The organism is Pseudomonas sp. MWU13-2100 (genome assembly GCF_023242365.1).
Classification (GTDB): Bacteria; Pseudomonadota; Gammaproteobacteria; order Pseudomonadales; family Pseudomonadaceae; genus Aquipseudomonas.
This window is the reverse complement of sequence record NZ_JALLIX010000026.1, coordinates 21,268-35,308: the sequence shown is the minus strand read 5'-3', so window position 1 is coordinate 35,308 and position 14,041 is coordinate 21,268. Positions and strand designations below refer to the sequence as shown.

The following is a 14,041-nucleotide window of genomic DNA, read 5'->3' as shown; positions in this document are numbered from 1 at the left end:
GCTCCCGCCGCGCGAAGCCCGTCGGGCAACCGCCCGACACAAGCCTCGCCCTGGCTATGGCTGATGGGCCCCCGGGGCAAGTCGGTCATTTCGCTTGAGCAGGCCTCACAGGTTCATCGATATTGCCCGCGGCCCAGTCGGATTCACGCGTGGCCAAGGCCCCGGCAATCGCCTGGATCTTGGTCGAAGACACTTGCGGTGGCAGCGGATCCAGCCCGGCGCTGGCAAAGATCTGTCCATAGGCGTTGCGCAGGTCGGCATAGGCCAGGTCGCGCCGCAGATCGGCCTGCAAGGTGTTGAGCTCGCCCTGGATCAGGTCCAGCTCACCAAGCCCCGCCGCCTTGTAGCGGTTGCGCAGTTGACCGGCGATCTGCCCGTCAATGTTCGACAGTTGCTGGCTGGTCTTGAACTGACGCACTGCTTCATTGAAGTTGGCATTGGCCACGTAGAGCTGGGCCAGCACCGCGATGGACATGGCCTGGCGGCGGGCCGTGGCGACTTCTTCACCGGCCTTGGCAACGTCGATGGCCGCCGGGGCGGAGATCACGTTGAACAGGTTCCAGGTGACCTTGACGCCGTAGTCGGCCCACCTGTCGTTGACCAGGAAGGAGTTGCTGTCGTAATGGCCGCCGGCGGAGAATTCCAGGCCCGGCAGCAGGCGCAGCATGGCCTTGCGGGTTTCGTTGGCACTGATACGGGTCTGGTAGTCCTGCTCGCGCAGTTCCGGACGGTTGGCCAGGGCTTCCTGTTCCAGCTTGCCCATGTCGACCTTGAGTTGCGGAATCTCGTAGTTTTCCGGGGTCGCCAGGGTCAGCTCGGTGCCCATGGGCAGGTTGATCAGGGTCGCCAGCTCGGTCTTGGCCAGGGTCAGGGCCTTGCGCTGCTCTTCCAACTGGCGCGTGGCGACGATCAAGGCACGCTGGTAACCCAGGGCCTGGATCGGATCGCCGATCCGCTGGTCGCTCATTTTTTCGCTGTTGCCCTGGGCTTGTTCGACCCGCGCCATCAGGCTGTCGATCTGCTTGAGCAGGCGCTCGGCGGCCACGGCGCGCCAATAGGCCGAACGCACGTCCTGGACGATGGTGTTGACCACCTTGCGCCGACGTTCCTGGACGATCAACCGCTGGTCGCCCTGTTGCTTGGCGCTGATGTAACTCACGCCGAAGTCGAGCACGTTCCAGACCATGGTCAGATCGCCGACACGACGGTCGCGATCCTGGGAGGTCGAAGGCACCAGGGACTGCTCACCGGTCTTGACGTTCTGGCTGCTGGAAGCGCTGACGTTGTTACGCCCAGCGTAGCCGGCGGACAGTGCCATGCGCGGCAGCATGTCGAAGCTGGCCAGGTCGAGCTGGCGCTTGGCCAAGGCCTCTTCCATGATCTTGAGCCGGCCTTCGAGGTTGTACTTCACCGCACGGGCCATGGCTTCGTGCAGGGTCAGTGGGCCGCTCAATGGCTCCTGATCCTTGAACATGGTCTGCATATCGCTCTTGGCGCGTTGTTCGCTGACGCTGCGATCGATCGGCTCGCTGGTGACGGCACAACCACTGACTACCAGCGCCAGCAGGCTGACGCTGAACAACTTATGACTTCTTCTCATCCCTAGTACCGCCCCTGACTACCGCACTCTTTTTTATAGGCGCCGACAAAGGTCAGCGCAGATCTCAAATATTGTTCAGGCCGACATTTCGCTGATGCCGACTTGCTCCAAAGCCCAGGCTAGTTCATGCAGCTGTTTCTGCTCGCCGTCTTTGATCTTCTGCAATTGCTGCCCCAGGGTCGGCGCGCCGAAAATGCCGCGCACGCCCTGGGTCTGATCGCCCAGGCCCTTGCCGTTACGGTCGAAGACCTGGCTGGTGGAGGTATCGCTGTTACCCGACTCGCGGCTGAAGATGCCCGACAAGGTACTGCCGCCGAACACCCCGCCATCGCCGCCGCCAAAACCGAGGAAACCACTGGTACTGCCCTTGGCACCACTGTCGGTACTGAACACCTGGGCGATATAGCTCGGCGCCAGCGCGTTCTGGTTGATGAAGATATTGCCCACCGGCGGCAGGCCGTCGCCCGAGGTGCGCTGTTCGAACAACGGCGGGAAGCCCAGCGGCGAACCCAGGCTGCCGGTCGGCGTGATGCTGATCTGTGACTGCAATGGCTGGTTCGGCACTTCCGGCCGCGCCACGGGCGTGTCCACGCGGAACTGCGGGTCGCCCCCCAGCGCCACCGTATTGACCGCGAAGTTGTTGGAGTTGGCGAAGCCGGTCCCGGCGTTGCCGGCCAGGTCCGTGACCTGGCTGTTGTCCAGGGTGATGAAGTTGCTCGGGTCGGTGACATTCGCCGTCGGCGTCAGGGTCGCGGTCCAGGTCTTGCCGCCATCGTGGGTGGCGAGGTTGGACAGCACGCCATTGGCCACGCTCAGCTCCGACAGGTCGAAGTTGCTGACTTTCTCGCTGAAGGTGAAGGTCACCACGGTGGTCTGGCCGACGGTCAGATTCGGGTTGGCGACACTGATGGTTGCCGTTGGCCGATCGGCATCGAGCGCGTAGTTGTTGGAAATCGCGATGCTCGCCCCGGCATTGCCCGCGGTATCGCTGACCAGGCTGGTGTCCAGCACGATCAGGTTGGTGGCATCGGTGATGGCCGCCGTCGGGGTCAGGGTCGCGGTCCAGGTCTTGCCACCATCGGCGCTGGCCAGGTTGGACAGGGTGCCGTTGGGGACGCTGAGTTCGGACAGGTTGAAGCCGGTCACCGCTTCGCTGAAGGCGATGGTCACCGTGGTGGTCTGGCCGATGCCCAGGTTGTTGTTCGCCACGGAAATGGTCGCGGTCGGACGCTGGGTGTCGATGGCGTAGGTGTTGGAGTCGGAGGTACCCGTGCCCGCGTTGCCGGCCAGGTCGGTATAGCCTGCGTTGTTCAGGCTGATCACATTGCCGCTGTGGGTGATATTGCTGGTCGGGGTGAAGGTCGCCGTCCAGGTGATCCCGCCGTCGCTGCTGCTCACCGCGCTCAAGGTGCCGTTGGCGACCGTCAGGTCGGCGTTGCTGAAACCGCTCACCGCCTCGCTGAAGGTGATGGTCACCATGCTGGTCTGGCCGATTTTCAGGGCGCTGTCAGCCATCACGACGGTTGCTGTCGGACGCTGGGTGTCGACGGCATAGGTGTTGGAGGTGGTGGTGCCGCTGCCGGCATTGCCGGCCAAATCGCTGTAAGTCGTGTTGTTCAGGCTGATGACGTTGCTGGCGTGGGCGATATTGCTGGTCGGGGTAAAGGTCCCGGTCCAGGTGATACCACCATCGCTGCTGGTCATCGTGCTCAACGTGCCGTTGGCGACGCTCAGGTCGGCGTTGCTGAAGCCGGTGACCGCCTCGCTGAAGGTCACGGTCACCACGGCGGTCTGGCCGATGTTCAAGGCCGAGTGGTCGATCACGACGGTGGCCGTCGGCGCCACGGTATCGACGCCATAGGTATTGGACAGGGTGCTGCCCGCGCCAGCATTGCCGGCGAGATCGCTGACCCCGGTGTTATTCAGGGTGATGACGTCGCCGGCGTGAGTCGTGGCCGCATTCGGCGTCAGGGTCGCGGTCCAGGTGATGCCGCCGTCACTGCTGCTCACTGCGCTCAAGGTGCCGTCGGCAACTGTCAGGTCGGCATTGCTGAAACCGCTCACCGCCTCGCTGAAGGTAATGGTCACCAGGGACGTGCCGCCGATATTCAGGGCGTTGTTCGCCACCACGATGCTCGCCGTCGGCCGCTGGGTGTCGATGCTGTAGTTGTTGGAGTCGGTGACACCGCTGCCGGCGTTGCCCGAGGCGTTCGCCACGCCCGTGTTATCCAGCTCGATCAGGTTGCTGCTGTCGGTGATATTGCTGGTCGGGGTGAAGGTCGCGGTCCAGGTAATGCCGCCGTCGCTGCTGGTGACGCCGGTCAATGTGCCGTGACTGATCGTCAGGTCGGCGTTGCTGAAGCCGGTTACCGCTTCGCTGAAGGTAATGGTCACCAGCGAGGTTTCGCCGATCTTCAGGGCGTTATCCGCCACCACGATGGTCGCGGTCGGGCGCACGGTATCGATGGTGAAGTTGCCCGAGTTGGTGACACCGGTGCCGGCGTTGCTGGCCAGGTCCGTATAGCCCGCGTTGTTCAGGCTGATGATGTTGGTGGTGTCGTGGACGTTGCTGGTCGGCGTGAAGGTCGCGGTCCAAGTGATGCCACCGTCGGCGCTGCTCACCGTGCTCAGGGTGCCGTTGGGCACGCTCAGGTCGCTGTTGTCGAAACCGATCACCGCCTCGCTGAAGGTGATGGTCACCAATGAGGTCTGCCCGACCGCCAGGGTCGGGCTGGCGACCACGATGGTGGCCGTCGGCGCCACGGTATCGACGCCGTAGATATTGGACAGGGTGCTGCCCGCGCCGGCGTTGCCGGCGAGATCGCTGACCCCGGCGTTATTCAGGGTAATGACATCGCCGGTATGGGTCGTGGCCGCATTCGGCGTCAGGGTCGCGGTCCAGGTGATGCCGCCGTCACTGCTGCTCACCGCGCTCAAGGTGCCGTCGGCAACTGTCAGGTCGGCATTGCTGAAACCGCTCACCGCCTCGCTGAAGGTAATGGTCACCAGGGACGTGCCGCCGATATTCAGGGCGTTGTTCGCCACCACGATGCTCGCCGTCGGCCGCTGGGTGTCGATGCTGTAGTTGTTGGAGTCGGTGACACCGCTGCCGGCGTTGCCCGAGACGTTCGCCACGCCCGTGTTGTCCAGCTCGATCACGTTGCTGCTGTCGGTGATATTGCTGGTCGGGGTGAAGGTCGCGGTCCAGGTGATGCCGCCGTCGCTGCTGGTGACGCCGGTCAATGTGCCGTGGCTGATCGTCAGGTCGGCGTTGCTGAAGCCGGTCACCGCTTCGCTGAAGGTGATGGTCACCAGCGAGGTGTCGCCGATTTTCAGGGCATTGTCCGCCATCACGATGGTCGCGGTCGGGCGCACGGTATCGATGGTGAAGTTGCCCGAGTTGGTGACACCGGTGCCGGCGTTGTTGGCCAGGTCCGTATAGCCCGCGTTGTTCAGGCTGATGACGTTGGTGGTGTCCTGGACGTTGCTGGTCGGGGTGAAGGTCGCCGTCCAGGTAATGCCGCCGTCGCTGCTGCTCACCGCGCTCAGGGTGCCGTTGGGCACGCTCAGGTCGCTGTTGTCGAAACCGGTCACTGCCTCGCTGAAGGTGATGGTTACCAATGAGGTCTGCCCGGCCGCCAGGGTCGGGCTGGCCACCACGATGGTTGAGGTCGGGCGCACGCTGTCGATGTCATAGGCATTCGAGCTGCTGGTGCCGGTACCGCTGTTGCCGGCAACATCAGCCACCGTGCTGTTGTCCAGGACGATGTGATTGTTGTTCTGGGTGATACCCGCCACCGGCGTCAGGGTTGCGGTATAGGTGATGTTGTCGCTGGTGCTCAGGCCGCTGAGGATGCCGTTGTCGGTGGTCAGGTCGGCCAGGCTGAAACCGGTCACCGCCTCGCTGAAGGTGATGGTCACCAGGGACGTGCCGCCGATGCCCAGGTGGTCGTTCGTCACCACCACGGTCGCGGTCGGACGCTGGGTGTCGATGGCGTAGTTGTTGGAGTTGCTGGTGCCCGTGCCGACGTTGCCCGACACGGCCGCCTGGACGCCGCTGTTGTCCAGGGTGATGTGGTTGGTGGCATTGGCGGTGTTGGTGGCCGGGGTGAAGGTCGCGGTCCAGGTGACACCGCCGTCGCTGGAGCTGACCGCGCTCAGGGTGCCGTTGGCGACGGTCAGGTCGGCATTGGTGAAACCGCTGACGGCCTCGTTGAAGGTGATGGTCACCAGGGAGGTGCCACCGATATTCAACGCCGGATTCGCCACCACGATGGTCGCCGCGGGAAGCACGGTGTCGATGGTGAAGTTCGCCGAGTTGGTGGTGCCCGCGCCGGCGTTGCCGGCGAGGTCGGCGATACCGGTATTGGCCAGGGTGATGGCGTTGGTCGCGCTGTTGGTGTTGGTGCCCGGAGTGAAGGTCGCGGTCCAGGTGATACCGCCGTCGCTGCTGCTCAACCCGCTCAGGCTACCGTGGCTCACGCTCAGGTCGGCCAGGGTGAAGCCGGTCACCGCTTCGCTGAAGGTGATGGTCACCAACGAGGTTGCGCCAGCGGTAAGCGTTGGATCGGCGAGCACGATGGTCGCGGTCGGACGCTGGGTGTCGATGGCGTAGTTGTTGGAGCTGGTGCTGCCGGTACCGGCGTTGCCGCTGGTGTCGGTATAGCCGGTATTGTCCAGGCTGATGACGTTGCTGGTGTTGGTGACGCTCGCACTCGGAGTGAAGGTCGCGGTCCAGGTGATGCCACCGTCGCTGCTGCTCACCGCACTCAGGGTGCCATTGGACACCGTCAGGTCGGCATTGGTGAAACCGACCACGGCTTCCGAGAAGGTAATGGTCACCAGCGAGGTATCACCGATTTTCAGGGCGCTGTTCGCGACCACCACGGTGGCGGTCGGACGCACGCCGTCGATGGCCACGTTGTTGGACGTGGTGCTGCCGCTGCCGGCGTTGCCCGCCGTGTCCTGGACCCCGGTGTTGTCCAGGGTGATGTGGTTGCTCGCGCTGACAATCGCCGCCGTCGGAGTGAAAGTCGCGGTCCAGGTGACGCCGCCGTCGCTGCTGCTCACCGCGCTCAGGGTGCCATTGCTGACCGTCAGGTCGGCGTTGGTAAAACCGGTCACGGCCTCACTGAAGGTGATGGTCACCAGCGAGGTCTGGCCGATCCCCAGGTTGGTGTTGGCGAACACGACGGTCGCAGTCGGACGCTGGGTGTCGACGGCATAGGCGTTGGAGTTGGTGGTGCCGCTGCCGGCGTTGCCCGCCGTATCCTGTACCCCGGTGTTAGTCAGGGTGATGACATCGCCAGTATGGGTAACCCCGGCGGTCGGCGTCAGGGTCGCGGTCCAGGTGATACCGCCGTCGCTGCTGCTCACCGCGCTCAGGGTGCCGTCGGCAACGGTAAGGTCGGCATTGGTGAAACCGGTCACGGCTTCGCTGAAGGTGATGGTCACCAGGGATGTGCCACCGATGTTCAGCGCATTGTTGGACACCACGATGCTCGCGGTCGGCCGCACGGTGTCGACCGCATAGGTATTGGACGTGGTCGTGCCGGTACCGGCGTTGGTCGCGGTATCGGTATAGAGGGTGTTGTCCAGGGTAATGACGTTGCCGCTGCTGTTATTGCTCGCGACCGGCGTCAGGGTCGCGGTCCAGTGGATGTTGTCGCTGGTGCTCAGGTTGCTCAGGGTGCCGTTGGACGCCGACATGTCGGCCAGGCTGAAACCGCTCACCGCTTCGCTGAAGGTAATGTTCACCGTCGAGTTTGCCGCGGTGCTCAGCGTCGAGGCAACGACCGAGACGGTCGCGGTCGGACGCACGGTATCGATGGTGTAGTTGTTGGACGATGTAGTGCCGCTCCCCACCGCGCTCGTCGATACGCTGCTGACGCCGGTATTGTCCAGGACGATCTGGTTGGTAGCGCTGGTTGTGCTTGAGCTCGGGGTGAAGGTCGCGGTCCAGGTGGTACCACCGTCGCTGGAGCTGACCGCAGTCAAGGTACCGTTGGCAATCGTCAGGTCGGCGTTGGTGAAACCCGTCACCGCCTGGTTGAAGGTAAAGGTCACCAGCGAGGTGCTACCGATATGCTGTGCGGTGTTGGTCACCACGATGGTCGCGGTCGGTGCCGGCGCATAGGCGGTGTTCAGTGTTCCACCATCGTTGAAGATATTATTCACGGCCGCCACGCTGGCGCCGGTACTGCCGCCGCCCAGCGCCGGACCACCGGAGCCGCTGCCACCGACGTTGCCGGTCATCGCCGCGAAGTTTGCGGCGGTCATCAACACTGTGCCTTTGTTCCAGATCGCGCCGACACCTTTACCAGCCGCGCCACCCGGGTCGGCGGAGCCGCCCAGGCCGCCGCCGCCGCCACCGCCGCCGCCAGCCGCAATGTTGTTGGAAATCACGGAAGTACCGACGATCGTCAGGGTGCCCGTGCTGGCGTTGTAGATACCGCCGCTGGCCGAGGCACCGGCCCGGCCGGCCTTGTCCCAGCCGGAACCGCCGCCGCCGCCGCCAATCGAGATAGTGCCATTGTTCGCCGTGCCGCCGGCCCCACCGTTACTGTAGTTGGCGGCGCCTATACCGCCCGCGCCGCCGGTGCTGCTCCCCCCCTTGCCACCCATGTAGTTGGGGTTGTAGCCGCCGCCGGTACCGCCATGGTTAGCGGTGCCGGCGGTACCGCCATAGACCCCCGAACCGAAGCCCGAGCTACCACCATGCCCACCATTTTGTCCGCCAAGAGCACCACCGCCGCCGCCGCCGCCACCCACCGCGCCGCCGACGTAGGGCGCCGTGACCCCGCCGCCGCCGCCGCCGCCCGAGGCCGCGTTGCTGGTCACCGTGACATTGTTCAGGGTCAGGTTACCGGCGTTGACAATACCGCCGCCCATCGCCGCGGTGCCGTCGACCCCCGCCGCCGCGCCATTGCCCGCCGCCAACCCCTGGGTAATGACCAGCCCGTCCAGGGTCGCGGTGATCCCGGAATTGACCACGAGCACCTGGGTCTTGTACTGCCCGCTGAGGGTTACATCGGCAACGCCGTCGTGGTTCAGGTCGCCTTCGACGGTAAGGTTCTTGCTGATGACCAGTTGCGAATTCAGGTTGACCGTCATGCTGGCGTTGAAAGTGACGATATCGCCCGCCACCGCGCTGCTCAGGGCCGAACGCAGTGAACCGACGCCACTGTCAGCGTTGCTGGTCACAGTAATGGTCGACAGGCCGTACTGGTAGGCGGCCATGGCGTCGGCCGAAAGCACGTTGTGACTTTCGATGACGCCGGTGGAAATTTCCAGGGTCCAGTCGCCGCCCAGGCCGGTGCGGTTGGTCGATGCGGCGATATCGCGCCCGGTGTATTGCGCCAGGGAGTCGACAAAACCGATGCCCTTGTCGCCTGCGGCGGTATTGCAGGCATAGATCAGGATGTCGCCACCGACATTCATGTCATTGCCGATGCGTGCCAATACGTCGGCGCGCGCCGCGACGTTATCGGACGAGAGGTAGGTGCTGCCCAGCCACAGGTCGCCCGAATTACCGTGGGCGATGATTTCCACGGTGCTCACGTCTTTGTGGCCGTCCAGATAATCGGCGATCTGCTGCAGGCCGTCCTTGCCGGCCTGCAACACCACCACCTGGGTGCCGGGCGCGGCACCCTTGAGCAGGGCACTGAAATCCTGGACCCGGGAGTCGACGAAGACCACCGACTGGCCGGGTACCGCGGCCGGCGCCGGGGTCGGCGTGGCATCGGATTGCGGATGGGCCGCGGCGGGCGCGGTCGCATGGTCGGTGGCCGGCGCCTTCGCCGCATCGGTGGTGGCGTGACTGGCCGGCTGCGCGGCCTCGGCCACGGTGGCCGCCACGGCACCATCGAACAGCATGCGCGGTTCGAGAGGGATGATCATGGGTGAAACCAGGGTTCTCACGCCTTCAGCCCGCGATTTCTGTTTGCTCCACCACATGCTTCACCTGCACTCGGGCGCTCACACGCCCAAAGGATTTTTTGTCGGAATAAAAAACCGCGATCAACTGACCGCGGTAGGGTTTTTCATACGAATGACATTCGCGACGCTGGCCGAACCATCGTTCCAGAACGACAACTCCGCATATTTTTCAAACAGGTCCGGCGGCAGGATCGTGCGCCTTGGCTCCAATGCCACCTTGGGTTTGACCTTGTGCAGGCCGGCAACCCCGAGGGCTTGGTCGAATTCCGGGGCGTCATACACCAGGTGGTCGAAATCGTGTTCGAACCAGGGCTCGCCGATAAAATCGTAGACCAGCCGCAATACCCGCTCCGGGGCCTGGGACAGCAGGTCGTAATCGATCAGCAGCAAAGAGTTGGCGTGTTCGCCGTAATAGGCTTCCTTGAGCGCGGTCCAGGCATACCCCACCAGGCGATTGCGCTGGGCCAGGGTTTCGCAACGGCTGTAGACGGTGTTGCGCTCGACCTGATCGTTGAACAGCTTGGTGTTCTCGAAGGGGTTGGCGCGGTACAACCGCTCGAGGCTGTCCATGACCCAGGCGACATTGCGCACGCAGGCGATGACCTTGGACCGGGGGAACAGGTCCATCAACGCGGGAAGGCGCGCCGACCACTGGCGATTGGTATCGAAGACCACCGATTGCTCGGTCTTGTCGGCGTAATAGGATTCGAACAGTCCGCGCAACAGACGACGACGCATGTCGGTGTCGATCACCGCGCCGAATTCGCTGCCGGCACTGCATTGTTCCAGCACGCTGTTGAACAGGGTGCCGACCGGGCTGCTCATGCCCGCATGAAAACGGGGATTTTGTAAAAGAATGGCGGACAGCAGGGTTGACCCTGAGCGCGGCAAACCGGAGATAAAGTGAAAACTGCGCAATCCCTTCACCCTAGACGGAAGTCCATTTGTAGGACAAAGCGTAGCGTAAGGAACCATTTCAGACTAGTAGTATTTTGACATCAATTGTAGGGTCTTTACCTCGAAAAGACCCATGGACGTCAGAATTCATGGATCCTTAACGCGACCTCATGGCTCTATTTCAAACCTGTAACGGTTAGTGATCACTACATGGGGTTTGACAGACCTCATAGAGCACCGCCTGAGTATCGCCACCGGGATGCTGATCAATTTTTAGCCAATTTTCCGGAATAGACGGGAACTCATCCGGAGCCTCCCGGCTCATCACCAACCAGACCCGCCCATTGCCCGGGGGCAGCTCCTCCAGGTGATCGAGGTAGATGCCGGCGTTTTCATCGATCAGCGTACCGAAACCATAGCTGTTGGGTCGGGTCGACAACCCCTTGGCGGTAGGCGGTGTATACAGTCGCGGCGTGGTGGCGCTCTTGTCGTAGTAACTCCAGGTCAGGTACCAGAACATGTCGCCCAGCACCACCTGGTCACCGGCGACCGTGTGCTGGTTCATGTACTCGACCATGTTGTTGAACTGATCGCCGGCGTCGACGGTGTAGTTGTTCTTCAGGCCCACGCCCTCCACCGCCAGGACCGCCAGCAGCAGGAGCACCGCCAGGACCTTGAAGCGCCGCGCCAGGCGATCAATGGCCAGGGCCAGGATTATCGGCAGGCCCAGCGCCGGCACGGTCAGGTAACGCTCGATAAACACCGGCGAGACGAAGGAAATGGCAAATACCAACAGCAGCGGCAGTGCACTGTAGATCACCAGCATCGTGTCGAAGCGGTAGCGGCTGCGATCATGCCAGACGAGGAAGGTCATCACTGCCGCGATCACGCCTGGCAAGGGGACGAACAGCCACAGCGGCATCCCCTCCCCATCGTCCTGCGCCATCAACTGCCAGATCATCGACGGCAGCGAGCGCAAGGTCACCGGTGGTTCCCAGCCGACATCGCCACCGACCTTCAGATCCTCCATGTGCCGCACCAGGTCGATCAACCCCGGCAGCCAGGGCAGGAACAGCAACACGATCGCCACGTTGGCCAACCACCACTCGCGACGGGCGATATGGCGGTGTGCGCTGCCGGGCTGCGGACGGATCACCAGCAGATAAAGCCAGTGCGACAACACGCACAACGCCGAAAAGTAGTGGGTATAGAACGCGGCCGTCATCAACAGCGCATAGATCACCAGATAACGCTGGCGCGCGGGCTCGCGCACCCAGTGCACCAGGGCGATGGTCGCCCCCAGCAGCCACACGCCCATCAGCGAATACATGCGTATTTCCTGGCTGTAGCGCACGGCCGTGGGCAACAGGGCCAGCAGCAGGCAGGTCAGCATCGTGACCCGTCGGTTGGCGACCAGTTGCGCCAGCCAGGTACCGAGGAGCACCGTGACCACCCCCGGTACCGCGCTCATCATCCGGATCGACAGGATCGAGTCGCCGAACAGGCCGATCCAGAGATGCAGCAGCATGAAATACAGCGGCGGATGGACATCATGGGACGCATGGGACCAGATACCGACCAGCGGGAACTGGGCCAGCAGCAGGCTGGAGCCTTCGTCGCCCCAGATCGCCGCGGCCGTCAGTTCATAAAGGCGTAACGCCACGGCCAGTAGCATGAGGGCTATCAGCCAGGGTTGGCAAAGCAGCTGGGCCAGCGATTGCGGATGCGTGACAGGCTGAAAGTCTAGTCGCTTTACTGCTTCATCATTGCTCGGAACGCCCATCACCATCCTCTAGAAATCGACAACTGCACCCGCCTCGGGGGTATGACGCGGTGATTGTAGGCTAGAACGACATCGCCTTGCCTGACTGTTCCAATCACGACCTCGACCACGCAAAAAAACCGGCAGGGCCAGAGGCAGCGTCTACCCTTTCAGGCGGTGCACAACAGACCCGGACAGCGCCCCATACCGTTCGTCCATCGGGCACCGCACCTCACTCAACACAGCTGAAGGATAAGGATCTATGGAAGTATTTCTCGGCACTATCCAGATGTTCGGCTTCAACTACGCGCCCTCTGGCTGGGCATTGTGCAACGGGCAAATCATGCCGCTCTCGCAATATCAGGCGCTGTTCGCGGTGATGGGCACCACCTATGGCGGCAATGGCCAGCAAACCTTTGGCCTGCCCAACCTGCAAAGCCGACTGGCCATCGGCCAGGGAACCGGGCCGAACCTGTCGCCACGGGTCATGGGCGAGTTCAACGGCACCGAAAGTGTCTCGGTCCTGAGCAGCAATCTGCCGCCACAGGTGATCCCGACCACCGGCCTGACCGTCAATACCACCGTCAATCTGGCGAGCGTCCCCAGCAATCCGGTCAACGCGCCGACCACCACCAATGCCTATATCGGTGCCTCCACCCCATCCGGGCCACCCTCGGCTGCGATCTACTCCGATGCACAAGGCGCGTCGCCGGTTGCACTGAAAGGTGTGACCAGCACCCTCGCCGGGACCCTGAGCACACCCGGTAGCAGCTTGCCGCTGGCGACGATGAACCCGTTCCTGGTGGTGAACTTCAGCATCGCCCTGCAAGGGCTATTCCCGTCCCGCAACTGATCAGGAGCGCGCCATCAAACCTGCAGGAACTGGGCTTGTCGGGTCACCGCACCGCCGCGAAGCTTTTGGCGCTCTCACGGGCCCCTTCGCAAGCAAGCTCAGCTCCTACAGGGACCGTGTTCAGCCTCAACTGACCCAGCCCCCGGCTCTTGCCGTACATGACGGAGAATATCGATGCTGCAACAGGTTTCAAGTGAACACTTCCAGTCGCTGATGAAACAGCACTGCCCGCTGCACCTGCCCGACGGCAGCCAGCTACCAATCCAGATCGAAGAGATCGAGCTGCGCCCGCAATCACGCCTGCCGGAAAATCCCCGAATGCCCTTCAACGTGATGTTGCGCAGCCTGGAACCGACGGACTTCATCGACGGCCTGTGCACCCTGGAGTTACCGCAGTTGGGCCGCATAGACGCCGTGTTCGTCTCCCGCGAGCCGCCCCAGGGCCGTGACCCGGCCCTGGGCTATTTCAATATCGTCTTCAACTGAAACCCGGATACCAGACCAGGCGCTCAGCCGCCGGCGAACTTTCCTCGACCCGAAACCCCAGCGCCAGGTAATGCTGGCGCGCCTGGGGATTACTCGCCCAGACCACCGTCGCCACCGGGCAGCGCACCTGCTCGGCGGCCTTCTGCACCCCTTGCAGCACGCTGCGACCAAAGCCCTTGCCACGGGCCGCCGGGATAAACGCCAGGTACAGCACCCGGATTTCATTGGCGCCGAAATCGGCGCTCAGTACACCGATGGGGGTGTCGAGCTTTTCCACCACATAGTGCATCGCCTCGGGGAAGTTATCGCCGATCCCCAGCTCCTGCGCCTGGTACTGCTGGGCGACCACCCGCTCGACCACCTCCGGCTCAGCGTCGATCCACTGCAACTCGGGACGGGCCGACTGATAAAGGCTCTGCAGAAAAGGGGCATCGGTAGGCCGTGAGGGCCGCATGGACAAACCGGCGGCAGACGCATTGTTCAACATCGGTTTTACTCCCTGAAC

At 63.2% G+C, this 14,041-nt stretch carries 7 protein-coding genes; 2 read left to right on the top strand and 5 right to left on the bottom strand.

Annotation, left to right across the window (positions count from 1 at the left end):
* Nucleotides 1–85 precede the first annotated feature (85 nt).
* The 4 genes from M5B99_RS18375 to M5B99_RS18360 all read right to left on the bottom strand — a co-directional run bounded on the left by M5B99_RS18375 (nt 86) and on the right by M5B99_RS18360 (nt 12,218).
* Nucleotides 86–1,600 (bottom strand): TolC family protein, encoded by a 1,515-nt coding sequence (locus M5B99_RS18375; protein WP_248805368.1) that lies wholly within the window; start codon nt 1,598–1,600, stop codon nt 86–88.
* A 75-nt stretch (nt 1,601–1,675) separates the two neighbouring features.
* Nucleotides 1,676–9,499 (bottom strand): Ig-like domain-containing protein, encoded by a 7,824-nt coding sequence (locus M5B99_RS18370; protein ID WP_248805367.1) that lies wholly within the window; start codon nt 9,497–9,499, stop codon nt 1,676–1,678.
* A gap of 120 nt (nt 9,500–9,619) precedes the next feature.
* A complete protein-coding gene (locus M5B99_RS18365; protein WP_248805366.1) occupies nt 9,620–10,465 on the bottom strand; it encodes a sulfotransferase family protein in 846 nt (281 codons plus the stop codon).
* Nucleotides 10,466–10,631: 166 nt separating this feature from the next.
* Nucleotides 10,632–12,218 carry a glycosyltransferase family 39 protein gene (locus tag M5B99_RS18360; RefSeq protein ID WP_248805365.1) on the bottom strand — a complete coding sequence of 529 codons (1,587 nt, stop codon included), beginning with the start codon at nt 12,216–12,218 and terminating at the stop codon, nt 10,632–10,634.
* A gap of 241 nt (nt 12,219–12,459) precedes the next feature.
* On the opposite strand from M5B99_RS18360, the gene M5B99_RS18355 reads away from it, so the two are divergent.
* Nucleotides 12,460–13,050 carry a phage tail protein gene (locus M5B99_RS18355; RefSeq protein ID WP_248805364.1) on the top strand — a complete coding sequence of 197 codons (591 nt, stop codon included), beginning with the start codon at nt 12,460–12,462 and terminating at the stop codon, nt 13,048–13,050.
* Nucleotides 13,051–13,224: 174 nt separating this feature from the next.
* Complete coding sequence (locus M5B99_RS18350; protein ID WP_248805363.1) at nt 13,225–13,536, top strand: DUF6916 family protein; 312 nt, start codon at nt 13,225–13,227, stop codon at nt 13,534–13,536.
* Here the strand turns inward: M5B99_RS18350 and M5B99_RS18345 are convergent.
* On the bottom strand, nt 13,529–14,023 hold the full coding sequence (locus M5B99_RS18345; RefSeq protein WP_248805362.1) for a GNAT family N-acetyltransferase: 495 nt from the start codon (nt 14,021–14,023) through the stop codon (nt 13,529–13,531). The genes M5B99_RS18350 and M5B99_RS18345 overlap by 8 nt on opposite strands.
* Between the last annotated feature and the right edge of the window lie 18 nt (nt 14,024–14,041).

Excerpts from the sequence above, each read along its gene's own strand:
- M5B99_RS18375 (WP_248805368.1), bottom strand. The coding sequence starts at position 1,600 with ATGAGAAGAAGTCATAAGTTGTTCAGCGTCAGCCTGCTGGCGCTGGTA.
- M5B99_RS18370 (WP_248805367.1), bottom strand. The coding sequence starts at position 9,499 with ATGATCATCCCTCTCGAACCGCGCATGCTGTTCGATGGTGCCGTGGCG.
- M5B99_RS18360 (WP_248805365.1), bottom strand. The coding sequence starts at position 12,218 with ATGGGCGTTCCGAGCAATGATGAAGCAGTAAAGCGACTAGACTTTCAG.
- M5B99_RS18355 (WP_248805364.1), top strand. The coding sequence starts at position 12,460 with ATGGAAGTATTTCTCGGCACTATCCAGATGTTCGGCTTCAACTACGCG.
- M5B99_RS18350 (WP_248805363.1), top strand. The coding sequence starts at position 13,225 with ATGCTGCAACAGGTTTCAAGTGAACACTTCCAGTCGCTGATGAAACAG.
- M5B99_RS18345 (WP_248805362.1), bottom strand. The coding sequence starts at position 14,023 with ATGTTGAACAATGCGTCTGCCGCCGGTTTGTCCATGCGGCCCTCACGG.